General features: G+C 72.0%; 13 protein-coding genes and 1 tRNA gene. 12 read left to right on the top strand and 2 right to left on the bottom strand.

The annotated features are described in order from the left end of the window. Window positions 1–109: 109 nt before the first annotated feature. Genes sucC through NNW99_RS05015 form a run of 3 tightly spaced genes read left to right on the top strand, consistent with a single transcriptional unit; the run spans window position 110 to window position 3,730 of the window. Complete coding sequence (gene sucC, locus NNW99_RS05025) at window positions 110–1,240, top strand: ADP-forming succinate--CoA ligase subunit beta (RefSeq protein ID WP_215117484.1); 1,131 nt, start codon at window positions 110–112, stop codon at window positions 1,238–1,240. Between the two features lie 14 nt (window positions 1,241–1,254). Beyond that, window positions 1,255–2,145: a succinate--CoA ligase subunit alpha gene (sucD, locus tag NNW99_RS05020; RefSeq protein WP_215117483.1), complete on the top strand. Its 891-nt coding sequence runs from the start codon at window positions 1,255–1,257 to the stop codon at window positions 2,143–2,145. Window positions 2,146–2,188: 43 nt separating this feature from the next. Beyond that, a complete protein-coding gene (locus NNW99_RS05015) occupies window positions 2,189–3,730 on the top strand; it encodes an aldehyde dehydrogenase family protein (protein ID WP_215117482.1) in 1,542 nt (513 codons plus the stop codon). A gap of 111 nt (window positions 3,731–3,841) precedes the next feature. Here NNW99_RS05015 and NNW99_RS05010 read toward each other — a convergent pair whose 3' ends face one another. After that, the gene (locus NNW99_RS05010; RefSeq protein ID WP_215117481.1) at window positions 3,842–5,182 is read right to left on the bottom strand and encodes a DUF2254 domain-containing protein; all 1,341 of its coding nucleotides are present in this window, start codon (window positions 5,180–5,182) and stop codon (window positions 3,842–3,844) included. Between the two features lie 142 nt (window positions 5,183–5,324). Here NNW99_RS05010 and NNW99_RS05005 point away from each other — a divergent pair. After that, window positions 5,325–5,409: transfer RNA gene (locus NNW99_RS05005), tRNA-Leu, on the top strand. 52 nt (window positions 5,410–5,461) lie between these two features. On the opposite strand, the gene NNW99_RS05000 is transcribed toward NNW99_RS05005, so the two are convergent. Next, complete coding sequence (locus tag NNW99_RS05000; protein WP_215117480.1) at window positions 5,462–7,255, bottom strand: sigma-54-dependent Fis family transcriptional regulator; 1,794 nt, start codon at window positions 7,253–7,255, stop codon at window positions 5,462–5,464. A gap of 199 nt (window positions 7,256–7,454) precedes the next feature. Here NNW99_RS05000 and NNW99_RS04995 point away from each other — a divergent pair, with 199 nt between their 5' ends. The 8 genes from NNW99_RS04995 (at window position 7,455) to fusA (ending at window position 17,388) form a co-directional block, all read left to right on the top strand. Beyond that, window positions 7,455–9,203 (top strand): FAD-dependent monooxygenase, encoded by a 1,749-nt coding sequence (locus tag NNW99_RS04995; protein ID WP_215117479.1) that lies wholly within the window; start codon window positions 7,455–7,457, stop codon window positions 9,201–9,203. Between the two features lie 65 nt (window positions 9,204–9,268). Then, window positions 9,269–10,138, top strand: coding sequence for an intradiol ring-cleavage dioxygenase (locus tag NNW99_RS04990; RefSeq protein ID WP_215117478.1), 870 nt, complete (start codon window positions 9,269–9,271; stop codon window positions 10,136–10,138). Continuing rightward, window positions 10,135–11,220 carry a maleylacetate reductase gene (locus NNW99_RS04985; RefSeq protein ID WP_215117477.1) on the top strand — a complete coding sequence of 362 codons (1,086 nt, stop codon included), beginning with the start codon at window positions 10,135–10,137 and terminating at the stop codon, window positions 11,218–11,220. Before NNW99_RS04990 ends, NNW99_RS04985 begins: the two co-directional genes overlap by 4 nt. Window positions 11,221–11,264: 44 nt before the next feature. Next, window positions 11,265–12,131 carry an N-acetyltransferase gene (locus NNW99_RS04980; protein ID WP_215117476.1) on the top strand — a complete coding sequence of 289 codons (867 nt, stop codon included), beginning with the start codon at window positions 11,265–11,267 and terminating at the stop codon, window positions 12,129–12,131. Between the two features lie 40 nt (window positions 12,132–12,171). Then, window positions 12,172–13,001, top strand: a protein-coding gene (locus tag NNW99_RS04975) for an IS5 family transposase (protein ID WP_251058078.1) whose coding sequence is annotated in 2 segments (ribosomal slippage) — window positions 12,172–12,520 and window positions 12,520–13,001 — 831 coding nt in all. Because the reading frame shifts where the segments join, the coding sequence is not laid out codon by codon here. A 106-nt stretch (window positions 13,002–13,107) separates the two neighbouring features. After that, a complete protein-coding gene (locus tag NNW99_RS04970) occupies window positions 13,108–13,950 on the top strand; it encodes an NAD(P)H-binding protein (RefSeq protein WP_215117475.1) in 843 nt (280 codons plus the stop codon). A gap of 140 nt (window positions 13,951–14,090) precedes the next feature. Next, entirely contained in the window at window positions 14,091–15,005 is a 915-nt protein-coding gene (locus NNW99_RS04965) for a YceI family protein (protein WP_215117474.1), read from the top strand. A 343-nt stretch (window positions 15,006–15,348) separates the two neighbouring features. Continuing rightward, on the top strand, window positions 15,349–17,388 hold the full coding sequence (fusA, locus tag NNW99_RS04960) for an elongation factor G (RefSeq protein ID WP_215117473.1): 2,040 nt from the start codon (window positions 15,349–15,351) through the stop codon (window positions 17,386–17,388). Window positions 17,389–17,522 lie beyond the last annotated feature (134 nt).

Below are 17,522 nucleotides of genomic sequence, written 5' to 3'. Positions count from 1 at the left end.
GGCTCGCGGTACATTGCATACAGTCGACGAATACTGTATGAAGCTTGTTATCCCGCATCCGGTGGGTGGTGTCCAGGGGGCGTGCGGCACTTTCAGACAGGGAGCCGGAATGGACCTGTACGAACACCAGGCAAGGGAACTCTTCGAAGAACACGGCATCTTGGTGCCTCGGGCCGAGGTGACGGACTCGGCCAAGGAAGCCCGCGAGATCGCACGCCGCCTCGGCGGACGGGTCGTGGTCAAGGCGCAGGTGAAGACCGGAGGACGCGGCAAGGCGGGCGGTGTGAAGCTCGCCGCCGACCCGGCCGCCGCTGAGCTCACCGCCCGTCAGATCCTCGGCATGGACATCAAGGGCCACACGGTCGGAAAGGTGATGCTGGCCCAACCGGTCGACATCGATACCGAGTTCTACGTGTCCTATGTGCTCGACCGCGCGGCCGGCCGTTTCCTCGCGATCGCCTCGGCGGAAGGCGGCATGGACATAGAGGAGGTGGCGGCCCGTCGTCCGGAGGCCGTGGCCCGTATCCCCGTCGACCCCGCCGAGGGCGTCACCTCCGCGAAGGCGGGCGAGATCGCCCGGGCGGCCGGACTGCCGCCGCAGACCGTCGATGTCCTCGTACGTCTCTGGGACGTCCTGGTCCGCGAGGACGCCCTGCTCGTCGAGGTGAATCCGCTCGTCCGCACCCGACAGGGGCAGATCCTCGCCCTTGACGGCAAGGTCACCCTCGACGACAACGCCCGTTTCCGACAGGCGCGATGGGGTGCCGACGAAGGGGCACACGACGACGACATCGAGGCCGCAGCAGCCGCCAAGGGCCTCAACTACGTCAAGCTCGACGGCGAGGTCGGCATCATCGGCAACGGCGCCGGACTCGTCATGTCGACCCTGGACGTGGTCGCGGGCTGCGGCGCACGCCCCGCCAACTTCCTCGACATCGGCGGCGGAGCGAGCGCCCAGATCATGGCGGACGGACTGTCGCTGATCCTCTCCGACCCGGACGTGAAGTCCGTCTTCGTCAATGTCTTCGGCGGGATCACCGCCTGCGACGCGGTCGCCGACGGCATCGTCCGGGCCCTGGACACCGTCCACCTCACCAAGCCGCTCGTCGTGCGCCTCGACGGCAACAACGCGGCCCGGGGCCGTGCCGTCCTCGACGGGCACGCCCATCCGCTGGTCCAGCAGGTCACCACCATGGACGGCGCCGCCCGCCGCGCCGCCGAACTAGCCACCGCGGCCTGAGGAGAGGGAACGCCATGGCCATTTACCTCACCAAGGAGAGCAAGGTCCTCGTCCAGGGCATGACCGGCGGCGAGGGCATGAAGCACACCCGGCGGATGCTCGCGGCCGGCACGAACGTGGTCGGCGGCGTCAACCCCCGCAAAGCGGGCCGCACGGTCGACTTCGACGCCCGGGCTGTGCCGGTCTTCGGCTCCGTCGCCGACGGCATGCGTACGACCGGAGCGGACGTCACCGTCGTCTTCGTACCGCCCGCCTTCGCCAAGGCGGCCGTCGTCGAAGCCGCCGACGCGGGCATCGGCCTCGCGGTCGTCATCACCGAGGGCATCCCCGTCCACGACTCCGTCGCCTTCACCACGTACGCCAAGGAGAAGGGCACGCGAATCATCGGCCCCAACTGTCCGGGACTCATCACCCCCGGCCAGTCCAACGCGGGCATCATCCCGGCCGACATCACCAAGCCGGGCCGTATCGGCCTGGTCTCCAAGTCGGGCACGCTGACGTACCAGCTCATGTACGAGCTGCGCGACATCGGCTTCTCCACATGCGTCGGCATCGGCGGCGACCCGGTCGTCGGCACCACGCACATCGACTGCCTCGCCGCCTTCCAGGACGACCCCGACACCGAACTGATCGTCCTCATCGGTGAGATCGGCGGCGACGCGGAGGAACGCGCGGCGGCGTACATCCGCGAGCACGTCACCAAGCCGGTCGTCGGCTACATCGCCGGATTCACCGCGCCCGAGGGCAAGACCATGGGCCACGCGGGCGCGATCGTGTCCGGCTCGTCCGGCACCGCGCAGGCCAAGAAGGAGGCGCTGGAGGCGGTCGGGGTGAGCGTGGGAAGCACCCCGACCGAGACCGCGAAGCTGGTCCTCGCACGTCTCGACGGCCTCCCTCACAGCTGACATGAGCCCGCCCCCGACTGTGCACCGAGAGCGGAGCAACCCCATGCCACCCACCCTCACCCTCAAGTCCGGCACGTCCTGGCCCGACGCCTGGCGGCGCTGCCTCGCCGCCGCGCCCGAGGCCTTCCGCGACGACCGGGTCCTCAACCTCTGGAACTCCGCCTGGCAGGCTGACGGCAGGGTCCTGCCCGCCGTCAGCCCGGTCGACTGCAGCCCCATCGCCGGCCCGCCGCGCCTGGACGGGGCCACCGCCCGCCAGGCCGTGCGCGCCGCCCTCGACCAGCACCGAGCCTGGCGGCACGTCCCCCTGCCGGAGCGCAGGGCCCGCGTCGCCGCCACACTCGACGCCCTCACCGAACACCGCCGACTGCTCGCGCTCCTGCTCGTCTGGGAGATCGGCAAGCCCTGGCGCCTCGCCCAGGCGGACGTCGACCGGGCCATCGACGGGGTCCGCTGGTACGTCGACGGCATCGAACCGATGCTCGCCGGACGGGCCCCGCTGGACGGCCCCGTTTCCAACATCGCCAGCTGGAACTACCCGATGAGCGTGCTCGTTCACGCATTACTGGTACAGGCATTGGCAGGCAACGCGGTCATCGCCAAGACCCCGACCGACGGCGGTGTCGCCTGCCTGACCCTGGCCGGTGCGCTCGCCGCGCGCGAGGGGATCCCCCTGACCCTCGTCAGCGGCAGCGGAGGCGAGCTGTCCCAGGCGCTGGTGAGGGCGCCCGAGATCGGCTGCGTCTCCTTCGTCGGCGGCCGCGACACCGGCGCCGCGGTGGCCACGGCCGTCGCCGACCTCGGCAAACGACACGTACTCGAACAGGAAGGACTCAACACCTGGGGCATCTGGAACTACTCCGACTGGGACGCGCTCACCGCGCTGGTCCCGGGGCTCTTCGACTACGGCAAGCAGCGCTGCACGGCGTACCCGCGCTTCGTCGTCCAGCGGCACCTGTTCGACGCGTTCCTGGCGGCCTACCTCCCGGCGGTCCGTGACGTCAGGGTCGGGCACCCGCTCGCCGTCGAGAAGCCCGACGACCCGTACGCCGAGCTGGACTTCGGGCCGGTGATCAACGCCGCCAAGGCGAAGGAGCTCCAGGACCAGGTCGCCGAGGCGATCGAACGAGGCGCCGTGCCCCTGCACCGCGGCAGCCCGGCCGACGCCCGTTTCCTGCCCGGCCAGGACACCTCGGCCTACGTCCAGCCGGTCACCCTCCTCAACCCGCCCGCGTCCTCCCCGCTGCACCACGCGGAGCCGTTCGGCCCGGTCGACACCATCGTCCTGGTCGACACGGAGGCGGAGCTGCTCGCCGCCATGAACGCCTCGAACGGCGCGCTCGTGGCGACGCTGTCCACGGACGACCGGGCGACCTACGAGCGGCTCGCCCCGCACATCCGCGCCTTCAAGGTCGGCCATGGCCGGCCCCGCTCCCGCGGCGACCGCGACGAGCTGTTCGGCGGGCTCGGCGCGTCCTGGCGCGGCGCGTTCGTCGGCGGCGAGCTGCTGGTGCGCGCGGTGACACGCGGACCGGCGGGGGAGCGGCTGCCGGGCAACTTCCCGGAGTACCAGCTGCTGCCGTGAGGAGGGCGGTTGCGTCCGACGCCGGTTCGCCACGCGGGCAGGCACCGCGGGTTCCCGGCGTCGGACGTCTTCGAGGTGCCGGGGCAGCCGACGCCCGTCAGCCGATGCCCGTCAGCCGATGCCCTGCCGGTCCGGGCGCAGGGCGAACGCGCGGTCCGCGGGGGACGCTTCGGCCTGGTCGACCGCCTGGCGGAGCAGTTCGCGGTGGCGCAGCAGCGGCTCACGCCGTTCCGCCGGCACGAGCAGAAGCAGGTCGTCCAGTCCGGCCAGCATGCGCCGGGAGACCTGCGGGCTCCCGACGGCACACCCCCGTACCTCGGTGAACCCCAGATCCACCAGCTCGGTCCATCCCGGCACGGGCTGCACCAGCCGCACCGCACCGGCCCGGTCCCGGTGCAGGGCGGCGTCCAGCGGGCGTCGGCTCAGGGAGGCCAGGAACTGGATGATGCGGTCCAAGGCCTGGACGGCGGTCGTCGGGTCGTTGATCGCGGGCGACAGGGCGCGCAGCGCGATGTCGGACAACTGGCGCAAGCCGAAGCCGAGATCCTGGTGGTAGGTCCGCTCCACCCCGACCGAGGCCGTGTAGCGCAGCGCCCCGCGTGGCGGGGCCGGGCCGCCGTGGACGGCCAGTACGGGTGTACCGGGCACCACGAAGTCCCCGATCCGAGGGATCAGCCGCAGTACGACCCCGTGCTTGCGCGCCACCCGCACCAGCCGGGCGATGTGCACGTCCCGCAGCACACCCGCCCGGCCCTCGTGCGGAACCCACGCGGTCGCGGGACCGAGGAGCGCGGCGTCGTGCCCGTCGTGTCCGCCGGTCGGCACGGGCATCGAGGCGGCGACCCGGAAGGACTCCGTGGCGATCCGCGCGATGACATGGCTGATCCGCATCAGCCGCAGGGTGGTGTTCACGTACAGCACGAACAGGAACAGGCTCAGCGCGACCATGCAGAGCGTGAGGACCGACTGCACCAGTGGCACCGACGTCACGGCACGGGGATCGTCGGCGGTGTCGAAGGAGGTCAGGACCAGCAGGGTCAGCACGAAGGTCGCCAGGAACACCGCGAAGGTCGCCTTGGTGATCCGGCTCCGCACGAAGAGCCGCACCACGCGCGGGGTGAACTGCCCGCTCGCCATCTGCACGGCCACCAGCGAGATGCTGAAGACCACCCCGATGAAGGTCATCATCGCCGAGCCGACCGCGGTCACGACGGCCTTGGCGTCCTCCGCGAACCGCAGCAGCTCCTCGAGCGTCTCGTAGTCGCCGTCCTCCTGGAGCGCGTCGACGATGATCGTGTCGAGAACCTGCGCCCCCACCCAGACCACGAAGACGCTCGCCATGGCCAGGGTGGGAGCGAACCAGAACGTGTCCCGCAGATGCTCCCGGAGCGGCGACAGCGCACGCGGGCGGTGACCCGGAGCGGGGCTCTGCGTAACCATCCAGTCACTCATGGTGCGACCCTAGGGGTATCGGGCCGCGAGGTCCCGGACCCCCGCCAGGCGGACGGAAACGCAGGTGAAAGGCACTCCGAAACCTTGGTATTGTTGTCCATGTCGCCGCGGGGAGCACCCCTGGCCAGGCGGCAGACACCTTGTCCGGGTGGCGGAATGGCAGACGCGCTAGCTTGAGGTGCTAGTGCCCTTTATCGGGCGTGGGGGTTCAAGTCCCCCCTCGGACACAGACCAGCTCGGGCGGGTCGGGAGATTTCCCGGCCCGCCCGAGCTGTTTGTTCACTCCTTGTATCCCCGCAGCTTGCGGTACAGCGTCGCCCGGCCGATCCCCAGCGCGGCAGCCGCCCGCGCCTTGTTGCCGCCGTGACGGCGCAGCGCCTCCAGGATCGCGGCGCGCTCGGCGTGTTCCATCGGGCTGAGGGGCCGCGCGGCCGGGCCTTCGCGCACCGGGTCCGGGAGTTCGGCCCGGCGGACCGGGCCGAACATCCGCCGTTGCTCCGCCAGGGCCCGGACGACATGGGCCAGCTCGGTGACGTTCCCGGGCCACGGGTACAGCTCGAGCGCGCGCAGGGCGTCCAGGGTCCAGGTCAGCGGGGGCTGTCCGGGTGTCGGCCGGGGCGCGAGGACAGGCAGCAGTTCCCGGATGTCCTCGGGGCGTTCCCGCAGCGGGGGCAGGGTCACCGAGCGGGCGGACAGCTTGTCCAGCAGTCGCTGCAGGCAGGGGCCGACCTGGGCGCCGGGCGTGTAGGTGACCAGGACGCGCGTGTCGGGATGCGTGTCGAGCAGGGAGTTGAGGGCGGCCACGCCCGGCTGTGCGAGGCGCTCGGCGTGCCGCAGGAGGAGTGGCCGGTCGGCCTGCCACGCGGCCAGGGCCTCGTCGAGGCCGGTGTCCCGCGCCGCGTCGGCGACCCGGACAGCGCCTTCACCGAGCGAATCGAGCGAGCCGGGCGGACCAGACAGGCCGGGCAGGCCACGCAGGCCCAGCAGCTCCCGAGCCAGCGCGGACTTGCCGGTTCCGCGCTCGCCGGTCAGCAGCAGCGGCTCCGGGGAGCGCGCCAGTTCGACCGCACGTGCGACCGCGTGCCGCCAGGGGACCGAGGAACCCGTGAGAGTGACGGGAGGGCGGGGCGAGGCCGGCGTCGACGGCGGGGAATCGCCGAGCCGTTCCAGGACGGCGACGATCCCGAGGACCGTACCGTCGTCCAGGCGCACGGGCGTGATCCGGGCGGTGTATCCGAGGCCCTCGGTGACGGCTGCCGCTTCCACGGCGGTGTCCCCGCGCCGCGCGCTGACCGCCGTACGTTCCAGTGCTTCGAGCACTCCGGGGGTCAGCATGCGCTGCGCCGCGTCGCTGACCAGCCGATTGCGGCCGTCCAGGGCGACTACCGCCGGGTCGGCCTCGCACTCCGTGCCGGATGCAGCCCGTAGGTATGCGTCCAGCAGTACCCGCTCGGCCCGGCCCGCCCGGGTGCGCAGTTCCGTCTCGACCGCGGCCGCGGCGGCCTCGGCGAGGGCCGCCTGCGGATGGGGCGAACGGGTGGTGGACAGCCGGGCCGCCACGGTCACCGTGCCGAGCACCTGGGCACCCTTCGGGTCGAGCACCGGGACGGACACCGCGGACACGTCCTGCCATCGGTCGAGGAAGTGCTCCGGCCCGTGCGTCTCGGCCCGGCGCCGGGTGCGCAGCGCGAGAGCCGCGCTGTTGTTGCCGACCTCCGGTTCCGACAGCACGGGGCAGGTGTCGAGCCCGGGCAGATTCCCCGCCGTCCACAGCACACGCAGCCGCTCGTCGGTCAGCACGAGCAGCGACCCGTCCGCGCCCAGGGCTGGGACGATGCGGTCGAGCACCGGTCGGGCCGCCGCGAGCAGCGCCGACTCCACTGGCCGCGGCGGTCGGACCGCCGGTTCCGCCAAGTCGTGCGGCACTCCGTGGAACCGCGCCCGTCGCCACGCCGCCGCGACCTCCTCCGGTACGCCGTCGGGCAACGGGCGCCCCGCCAGGAAGCGTTCGCGGGCGTCGTACAGCGAGGGGAGGGCGGCGGTGGCTGCGGGGGTGTGCTCTGTGGTGGTCACGACATGTCCACCGTATCGGGTTCCGTTGAACGGACAACAACCGCCGTGTCCGGAACGTCCGGCGCACACGACGTCTCGTCCGGCGCGCACGATGTCTCGTACGGCGCACACGATGTCTCGTATTGAGACACCCGCCTCCCGCCGATCCCCTCCATGATCATGAGTGGCCGAAGTCCGATTCCCCCCGCAGGAGCGCCCCGTGTCCACCGTCGTCGAGACCGACGTCCTGATCGTGGGCAGCGGCCCGGCCGGTGCCTCGGCCGCGCTCGCCCTGAGCACCTACGGCGTGCCCAACCTCGTGGTGACCCGCTACGCGGGCCTCGCCGACACGCCCCGTGCGCACATCACCAACCAGCGCACCATGGAGGTGCTGCGCGACCTCGGCGTGGAGCAGGAGGTCGTCGCGCAGGCGACCCCGCAGCACCTGATGGGCAACACGACCTTCTGCACCAGCCTGGCGGGCGAGGAACTGGGCCGGGTGCGCTCCTGGGGCAACGACCCGCTCGTGCAGGCGGAACACGAACTCGCCAGCCCCACCCGCATGTGCGACATGCCGCAGCACCTCATGGAGCCGGTCCTCGTGGACGCGGCCATCGCCCGGGGCACCCGGCTGCGTTTCGAGACCGAGTACCTGTCCCACACCCAGGACGCGGACGGCGTCACGGCCACCGTCCGCGACCGGCTGCGCGGGGACACGTACGAGATCCGCGCCAAGTACCTGATCGGCGCCGACGGCGGACGGTCGAAGGTCGCCGCGGACGCCGGGCTGCCGATGGGCGGCCAGATGGGCGTGGCCGGCAGCGTCAACATCGTGTTCGAGGCGGACCTGACGCGGTACACCGCCCACCGCCCCTCCACCCTCTACTGGGTGCTCGCGCCCGGCGCGACGGTCGGCGGCATCGGCGCCGGTCTGGTGCGCTGCGTCCGGCCCTGGAACGAGTGGCTGATCGTGTGGGGCTACGACGTCACCGCGGGCGCCCCCGATCTGACCACCGCGTACGCCGAATCCGTCGTCCGCAAGCTCGTCGGCGACGACGACATCCCCGTGACCATCAAGTCGTCCTCCGCGTGGACGGTCAACGAGATGTACGCGGAGAGGTACGCGAGCGGCCGTGTCTTCTGCGCCGGAGACGCCGTGCACCGCCATCCTCCGTCCAACGGCCTCGGCTCCAACACCTCCATCCAGGACGCCTACAACCTGGCCTGGAAGCTCAAGCTCGTCCTCGACGGCACCGCCCACCCCAGGCTGCTCGACAGCTACACCGCCGAACGCGCGCCCATCGGCCGGCAGATCGTCACCCGCGCCAACCAGTCCATCCGCGAGACCGCCCCGGTCTTCGAGGCCCTCGACGGCCTCTCCCCGCAGACCCCCGAGCAGCTCTGGGCCAACATCGCCGCCCGCAAGGACGCCACCGAGGCCGCCGAGAAGCAGCGCGCTCAACTGCGCGAGGCGATCGCCTTCAAGGTGTACGAGTTCAACGCGCACGGCGTCGACCTCAACCAGCGCTATCCCGCCGAGAGCTCCGCCGCGATCGTCCCGGACGGCACGCCCGACCCCGGCTTCGCCCGCGACCCCGAGCTGCACCACCAGCCGTCCTCCCGCCCCGGCGCCCGGCTCCCGCACGCCTGGATCACCTCCGGCAGCCGCACGCTCTCCACCCTCGACACGGTCGGCCGGGGCCGCTTCACCCTGCTGACCGGCATCGGGGGAGAGGACTGGGTGCGCGCGGCCGAGGCCCAGGACATCGAGATCGCCACCGTGGTGATCGGTCCCGGGCAGGAGTACGAGGACCCGTACGGCGACTGGGCGCGGCTGCGCGAGATCACGGACAGCGGCGCCCTCCTCGTACGCCCGGACGGCTTCGTCGCCTTCCGGCACGCGTCCGCTGCTCCGGACGCCGGAGAACTGCTCGCGGACACGCTGCGGCGGATCCTCGGTCACGCTTGAACGCGCAATCATGGAGGAAGCGGACGCCTCATGGAGGAAGCGGACGTCGACGAAGGGGAGCCGACATGACCACCGACGCGACGGGGACCGGCGTCACCGAGCAGGCCCTCGCCAGCCTCCGCGGAACCGCCGACCCGCGGCTGCGTGAGCTGCTCACCGGACTCGTCCGCCATCTGCACGACTTCGCGCGGGAGACCCGGCTCACGCAGGAGGAGTGGGAGCGGGCGATCGACTTCCTGACGGCGACGGGGCAGGCCTGCACCGACACCCGGCAGGAGTTCATCCTGCTGTCGGACGTGCTCGGCCTGTCCATGCTGGTGGAGACCGTCAACGGCGACCGTGCGCCCGGGGCCACCGAGTCGACCGTGTTGGGGCCCTTCCACATGACCGAGTCGCCGGTCCGTGAACTCGGCGCCGACATCGACCTGGTGGGCGGCGGCGAGACGTGTGTGATCAGCGGCCGGGTACTGGCGCGGGACGGCACACCGTTGCCCGGTGCCGTCGTCGACGTCTGGCAGGCCGACGACAAGGGCTACTACGACGTCCAGCAGCCCGGCGTCCAGCCCGCGGGCAACGGACGCGGGCTGTTCACCGCCGACGCCGATGGCCGCTTCTGGTTCCGCACCTGCGTTCCGGCCGCGTACCCCATCCCCACCGACGGTCCGGTCGGCGGTCTGCTACACGCGACCGGTCGGCACCCCTACCGTCCCGCGCACATCCACTTCATCGCCGCGGCCGAGGGACACACGCCCGTCACCACCCATATCTTCGTGGCGGGCGGGGAGTACCTGGACACCGACGCGGTGTTCGCCGTGAAGCAGAGCCTGGTCAAGGACTTCGCGGAGACCGACGACCCCTCCCTGGCGAAGGAGTTCGGCGTGCCGAACCCCTTCCGGCTCGCCCGCTTCGACCTCGTCCTGGAGCCTGCCGCATGACGTTCCGGAACGAGTTCTCCTACGAGACCAGGCCCGTGCGAGTCGTCTTCCGGCCCGGCGCGGCCGTCACCGCGACCCCGGGCGAGGCCGCACGCCTGGGCCTGCGGCGGCTGCTCGTGGTGTGCGGCAGCAGGGGCGAGACGGTCGCCCGCGCGGTGGCGGACGCGCTCGGCGACGCCTGCGTCGGACTGCACGCCGAGGCCCGGATGCACGTACCCGCCGAGGACGCCGAACGGGCCGTGGAGGCGGTGCGCGCGGCCGGGGCGGACGGTTGCGTCGCGGTCGGCGGCGGCTCCGCCATCGGGCTCGGCAAGGCCGTCGCCCTGCGCACCGGGCTGCCGTTGATCGCCGTACCGTCGACCTACTCGGGCTCCGAGATGACGCCGGTCTGGGGCCTGACCGAGCACGGCGCCAAGCGCACCGGCCGCGACCCGGTCGTCCAGCCCCGCAGCGTCGTCTACGACCCCCGCCTCACCCTCTCCCTGCCCGTGCCGCTGACCGTGACCAGCGGCGTCAACGCGCTCGCGCACGCCGTCGAGGCGCTGTACGCCCCGGACGCCTCGCCGCTCGTCTCGGTCATGGCCGAGGAGGGCGTACGGGCGATGGCCGGGGCACTGCCGCACCTGGTCGAAGACCCACAGGACCTGGACGCGCGCGGCCGGGCGCTGTACGCGGCCTGGCTGTGCGGCGCGTGCCTCGGCGCGACCACGATGGGGCTGCACCACAAGATGTGCCATGTGCTGGGCGGCACCTTCGGGTTGCCGCACGCCGAGACCCACACCGTCGTGCTGCCGTACGCCCTGGTCTACAACGCCCCCGCCGCGCCGGAGGCGTTGACCGTACTGGGGCGGGCCCTCGGCACCGACGACGTGCCGCGCGCCCTGTGGGAGCTGGCCGGACGTCTCGGCGCACCGCGGTCCCTCGCCGAACTCGGCCTCACGGAAACCGACCTGGCACCGGCGGCGGCCCGGGTCGCGGGCGAGCCGTACGCCAACCCCCGCCCGGTGACGGCGGACGGGGCCCTGGCCGTGCTGCGGGCGGCGTACGAGGGAGGACCGCCGGAGCCCGTCCGGAGCCGGTAGGAAACCGAGTGCGGACTGTCGGTGCCGTGGTGTGTCATCGGGGCATGGCGATTGTCTTGGGCGAGCCGGAAGTCGACGGGCTGGGCGAGGCCGTGGGTGTGCTGCGGGAGTGGCAGTACGAGGGGGCGCCGATGCAACTGCATCCGGGCGACCTGGGATGGTTCTGGAGGTCGGGTGCGGAAGCGACCGCGGCGGCGGTCCGGACCTGGAGCCGTGACGGACGGATCCTCGCCGTCGGGCTGCTGGACGGCCCCGGGCTGCTCCGGCTGACGATCGCTCCCGCCGCTCATCGGGACGCAGAGCTGGCACGGCAGCTGGTCGCGGACGTGACAGACCCGGAACGCGGCGTTCTGCCCGAGGGAAAGGTGAACGTCGAGGCGCCGACGGGCGCACTGGTCCAGGACCTGTTGTCCGAGCACGGCTGGAACACCGACGAGCCGTGGACCCCGTTGCGGCGCGATCTCACGGAGCCGGTGAAGGATCCGGGCGTACGGATCGAGGTGGTCGGGCCGGAGCAAGCACATGTCCGGGCCGCCGTACAGCGGGCGTCGTTCGACGGGTCGACGTTCACGGACGGGCTCTGGCACGCGATGGCGGCCGGACCGCCGTACGCCGACGCCCGGTGTCTGATCGCCTACGACGACCAGGGCGACGCGGTGGCGGCGGTGACGGTGTGGTCGGCCGGTCCGGGAAGGCCCGGGTTGCTCGAACCGATGGGTGTGCACCGGGAACATCGCCGTCACGGCTACGGCAGGGCGATCACCGTCGCCGCGGCGGCCGCACTCCGGGAGCTGGGCTCCTCGAGCGCGCTCGTCTGCACCCCGAGCTCCAACGCCGGTGCCGTCGCCACGTACGAGGCGGCCGGCTTCCGGCAACGCCCCGAGGTCCGGGACCTGTACCGGCCCGCCTAGGTCGTGTCCGCAAAGTGGCGGCGTCGTTGGTTGGTTCGTGGTGCGTCGTCATGAGCTGACTGATGAGTCGTGGGCGGTGATCGAGCCGTTGCTGGCTCCTCCGCGGATGGGGCGTCCGGTGCGGGATCGTCGGCAGGTGGTCAACGGCATCCTGTGGAAGCTGTCCACGGGGGCGGCCTGGCGGGACCTGCCTGAGCGTTACGGCCCGTGGAAGACGGTCTACGAACGTTTCCGCCGCTGGTCGGCAGACGGCACCTGGGACCGGCTGCTGGCCCAGGTCCAGCAGCACTGCGATGCCGTGGGCGCCGTGGACTGGACTGTCGTCTGCGTCGACTCCACGACTGTGCGGGCTCACCAGCATGCGGCCGGGGCCCGAAAAGGGGGCTCTGGCCGGGCGAGGCGATCGGCCGGTCCCGTGGCGGGCTGACTACGAAGATCCACCTGGCCTGTGATGGGCAGGGCCGGCCGCTCGCCTTTACCCTGACCGCTGGGAACGTCAACGACTGCACCCAGTTCGAGCAGGTCATGGCCCGCATCAGCGTCAGCCGACGCGGGCCCGGCCGGCCCAGAACGCGGCCCGATCGGGTCGTCGCGGACAAGGGCTACTCGTCCACGAAGATCCGCTCCTACCTGCGTCGGCGGGGCATCAGAGCCGCGATCCCAGAGCGGATCGACCAGATCAACGGCCGCATCCGCCGAGGCGAAAGCCTCTGCCGACTCGACCGGACCACCTACCGGCGCCGCAACCTCGTCGAGCGCTGCTTCAACAAGCTCAAGCACAACAAGGCCCTGGCCACTCGCTACGACAAACGCGCCCGCCACTACCAAGCCATGGTCACCCTCGCCTGCCTACGCCTCTGGCTCCCCTGACTTTGCGGACACGACCTAGGCCCTCCGGTACGGGGCCGCTCTCCGCGCCGGACTCGGCAGGCGGTCGCGGACAGAAGCTGACCGCAAGGGTTCCTACGGTCGTGGCATGACGCAGACGCAGAAGATCCTTGTCACCGGTGCCACCGGAACCGTCGGCCGCCAGGTGGTCGCCGAACTGCTCGCCCGGGGCCACGCGGTCCGTGCCCTCACACGGGACGCCGCGAAGGCCGTCCTCCCGGACGGTGTCGAGGTCGTCGAGGGCGACCTGACCGACCCGGGCAGCCTGGCCCCCGCCCTGGAGGGGATCACCGGACTTCACCTGATCACCTTCGGCGGGGCGGCCTTCACCCCGTTGGAGACCGGCCCCCGGATCCTGGAACTGGCCCGCTCGGCAGGTGTCCGCCGGATCACCGTGCTGCACGGCGGCGGGCCCACCCCGCTGGAGGACGCGGTGCGCGGCGACGACGCGGTGAGCTGGACCGTGCTCATGCCCGTCGAGTTCATGGCCAACGCCCTGGAGTGGGCGGACGGGATCCGGTCGGCGGGCGAGGTACGGGAGCCGTTCGTCGAACGGCTGAGTGCCATGGTCCACGAGGGCGACATCGGAGCCGTCGCCGCGGTCACCCTCACGGAGGAGGGCCACGCGGGCCAGGAGTATGTGATCACCGGCCCCGAAGTGCTCACCGTAGGCGACAAGGTGAAGGCCGTCGCCGCCGCGGCCGGCCGGGAGATCGCCCTGGTCGAACTGACCGAGGAGCAGGCCGTCGCCCAGTGGCGGGCCGCGTACCTCCCCGAGGACGTGATCGGCTTCCTGCTGGAGGCGTACGGGAACACCCCCGAGGTGGGCCGTACGGTCTCCGGCACCGTGGAGAAGATCACCGGCCGCCCGGCCCGCACCTTCGCCCGATGGGCCGACGAACACGCCGACGTTTTCCGCAAACGCGCCTGACTGTCTCGTATTGAGACACCCGTCCCGCAGCCCGGTGCCGCAAGATCGAAAAGGGGGTGTGACCGCAACAGGGTGCGGCCGTCGGCGTGCGCTGAAACCGCCGCTCGTACGGCCGTGCCACCTGATGAAAGGTGAACATCATGGCCCTCGCACTGCTCCGGCGCCGGCGGCTCAAGGGCGCCTCCGCCGCGGCGGCGGGCCTCGCGCTCCCCCTTCCCTCCGGCGCGGGTGCCGTGGCCCGTGAGGTCGTGGACCCGATGGGCTCCCCCCTGGCGGCCGCGGACGTCACCGTCACCGCCCTGGACACCCACCGGGTGGCCGCCCGCGGGACGACCGACCCGTACGGCTACTTCCTCGCCGCGCTGCCGCCCGGCCGGTACAGCCTGATGGTCGCGGCGGAGGGCCTGCGGCCGCACCGCGAGACGATCGAGGTCGGCACCGGTACGCCGACGCCCACCGAGCGCGTCTGGCTGCAGCCGGCCGAGGCGCTCCAGCTGCCGGCGCCCGGAACGTGGCTCTTCGACCCGCCGCACACCGCGATCCGGTTCATCGCCAAGCACGTCGGCATGGCGAACGTCCACGGCCGGTTCGAACGCTTCGACGGCGGGATCATGGTCTCCCAGGACATGACCGAGTCCCGGGTGTCCGTCCGTATCGACGCCTCCAGCATCACTACCGGCAACACCACCCGCGACAATCATCTGCGGTCCGCCGACTTCCTCGACGTCGAACGCTTCCCGTACATCGACTTCAACAGCACCCGCTTCGCCTACCGCGGCGGCAGCAAGTGGTCCCTGCTGGGTTCCCTCACGATGCACGGCGTGAGCCGCTCCGTCTCGCTCGACACGACGTACCTCGGCACGGTCAACGGCGGCTACGGGCAGGAGCTGCGCTGCGCGGCCCTGGCGACGGCGGAACTGCATCGCGAGGACTACACCCTCAACTGGCGCACCATGCTGGCCCGGGGCATCGCGGTGGTCGGGCCGACGGTCCAACTGGAGCTGGACGTCCAGGCGATGTACCGGACCCACGACACCCCGACCCCGCCGGAATAAATCCCTGGCCCGATTCCACCCGCCCTCCCTACACTCACGGAGTACCCGGCGCCGCCCACGACGTGAGCGGCGCGCGCCGTCGTGACGAACGAAGGGAGACCGCCATGCGTGACCACACCGCTGTCGCCGTCTCCCTGCCGCGCTACGAGGTGATCCTCGTGTCCTCGTCGCTCCGGTGCCCGCTGCGCGGCGGACTCCGGATGACCGGGACGAACGTCTGAGAAGCGCCTGTTTCGGCCTGCCGACCTAGCGTCGGCAGGCCGAAACAGACGTGTGTCACCACACCTGCCTCGCCCCGAAATCGCGCTGCCCCCTCCTGATTCGCCTCGAAAGGCCATGGGCCGTGCGCACCCACCACAACCCGCTCGCCGTCGTCCGCAACCTCGGCATCCTCGCCCACGTCGACGCCGGCAAGACCACCGTCACCGAACGGATCCTGTTCGCCACCGGAACCACGCACAAGCGCGGCGAGGTCCACGACGGCACGACCGTCACCGACTTCGACCCGCAGGAGCGGGACCGGGGCATCACCATCTTCGCCGCGGCGGTGAGCTGCGCCTGGGACGGTCACCGGATCAACCTGATCGACACCCCGGGGCATGTCGACTTCGCCGACGAGGTGGAGCGTGCGCTGCGGGTGCTCGACGGCGCGGTGGCCGTGTTCGACGCGGTCGCCGGGGTGGAGCCGCAGAGCGAGTCGGTGTGGCGGCAGGCCGACCGGCACGGCGTACCGAGGATCGCGTTCGTCAACAAGATGGACCGCGCCGGAGCCGACCTCGACGCGGCCGTGGCATCGATCCGGGAGCGGCTGCACCCGGCACCGCTGGTCGTGCAGATGCCGGTCGGCGCCGAGGACACCTTCACCGGCGTCGTCGACCTCGTCCGCCTGCGCGCGCTGCTGTGGACCGACGGTGACACCTGCGAGGCGGCACCGGTCCCGGACGACCTCCGGGACGACGCCCTGGCACGCCGCCGGGCGCTGGAGGAAGCCGTGGCGGAACTCCATCCGGGCGCACTGGAGGAGTTCTGCGACACGGGCACGCTCGGCGAGCGGACCCTCTCCTCGGCGCTGCGGGACCTGACCAGGGACGGCGACGGCGTGGTCGTGCTGTGCGGTTCCGCGTACCGCAACCGCGGTGTCGAGCCGCTGCTCGACGCGGTCGTGGCGTATCTGCCGTCGCCGCTGGACGTGCCGCCGGTCCGCGGCACCGACGACGGTGAGGAGCGGGAACGGCCCGCCGACCCCGCAGCGCCACCGGCCGCCCTCGCCTTCAAGGTGCACGCCACCCCGACGGGCCGGCTGACCTACCTGCGGATCTACTCGGGAACGATCGAGAAGGGAGACACCCTGTGGGACGCGACCGCGCGGCGCACCGAGCGGATCGGCCGGATCCTGCGCGTGCAGGCGGACCGGCACGCACCGCTGGACCGAGCCGTGGCCGGCGACATCGTCGCCGTCGTCGGGCTGAAGTCCGCCCGCGCCGGCTCGACGCTGTGCGCGCCGGACGCCCCGCTGGTATTGGAGCCTCCGGGCGTGCCCGAGCCGGTGGTCTCGGTCGCGGTCGAGTCCCGCAGGACCGGCGACACGGACCGGCTGGCCTCCGGGCTCGCACGGCTGACCGAGGAGGATCCCTCCCTGGTCGTGCGGACCGACCCGGAGACCGGGCAGACGGTGCTGTCGGGCATGGGTGAACTGCACCTGGAGGTGGCGGTGGAGAAACTCCGGCGCGAGCTGGGACTGGACGTCAACATCGGCCGTCCCCGGGTCAGTTATCGCGAGACGGTGGGCCGGGGCGTGTCCGGACTGGCGTTCCGGCACGTCAAACAGGACGGTGGGGCGGGCCAGTTCGCCCACGTCGTCCTCGACGTGGAGCCATCTGACGACGGCTTCGCCTTCCGCTCGGCGGTCGTCGGCGGGCGGGTGCCGCAGGAGTACGTCCGTGCGGTCGAGGCCGGCTGCCGCGACGCCCTCGCCGAAGGGCCGCTCGGCGGTCACCCGGTGACCGGGCTGCGCGTCACGCTCACCGACGGGGCGACCCATGTGAAGGACTCCTCGGACACGGCGTTCCGCACGGTCGGCCGCCTCGGCCTCCGCGAGGCCCTGCGCGCCTGCGCGATGGTCCTGCTGGAACCGGTCGTCGAGGTCACGGTCACCGTGCCCGAGGACGCGGTGGGCGGCGTACTCGGCGACCTCGCCGCCCGACGCGGCCGCGTGACCGGCTCGGCCACCCGGGCGAACGCGGCGATCGTCACCGCGACGGTGCCGCTGGCCGAACTCTTCGGCTACGCGACCCGGTTGCGCAGCCGCACCCAGGGGCGCGGCACGTTCACGGCACGGCCGACCGGGTATGCGGCGGCGCCGGTTGTGACGGCGGTGCGGTAGCGCACGGTCGGGCCTCTCCCCCTCCTCGCCGGAACGGGAGGGGCCCGGTCCGCTCGGCGGCGAAGTGGCTGGTGTCGCGCCGGTTCTGCCCCCTTTCCCTGCGGGACCCAGAACCCTGGAGGAGTGCAGTAGTC

Source organism: Streptomyces sp. CRCS-T-1 (assembly GCF_024442335.1).
GTDB classification, from domain to species: Bacteria; Actinomycetota; Actinomycetes; order Streptomycetales; family Streptomycetaceae; genus Streptomyces; species Streptomyces koelreuteriae.
This window is presented reverse-complemented; position numbering and strand designations above follow the sequence as displayed.

Bases quoted from the DNA above. Each gene is read 5' to 3' on its own strand.
- sucC (WP_215117484.1), top strand. From the start codon at position 110: ATGGACCTGTACGAACACCAGGCAAGGGAACTCTTCGAAGAACACGGC.
- sucD (WP_215117483.1), top strand. From the start codon at position 1,255: ATGGCCATTTACCTCACCAAGGAGAGCAAGGTCCTCGTCCAGGGCATG.
- NNW99_RS05015 (WP_215117482.1), top strand. From the start codon at position 2,189: ATGCCACCCACCCTCACCCTCAAGTCCGGCACGTCCTGGCCCGACGCC.
- NNW99_RS05010 (WP_215117481.1), bottom strand. From the start codon at position 5,182: ATGAGTGACTGGATGGTTACGCAGAGCCCCGCTCCGGGTCACCGCCCG.
- NNW99_RS04990 (WP_215117478.1), top strand. From the start codon at position 9,269: ATGACCACCGACGCGACGGGGACCGGCGTCACCGAGCAGGCCCTCGCC.
- NNW99_RS04985 (WP_215117477.1), top strand. From the start codon at position 10,135: ATGACGTTCCGGAACGAGTTCTCCTACGAGACCAGGCCCGTGCGAGTC.
- NNW99_RS04980 (WP_215117476.1), top strand. From the start codon at position 11,265: ATGGCGATTGTCTTGGGCGAGCCGGAAGTCGACGGGCTGGGCGAGGCC.
- NNW99_RS04970 (WP_215117475.1), top strand. From the start codon at position 13,108: ATGACGCAGACGCAGAAGATCCTTGTCACCGGTGCCACCGGAACCGTC.
- NNW99_RS04965 (WP_215117474.1), top strand. From the start codon at position 14,091: ATGGCCCTCGCACTGCTCCGGCGCCGGCGGCTCAAGGGCGCCTCCGCC.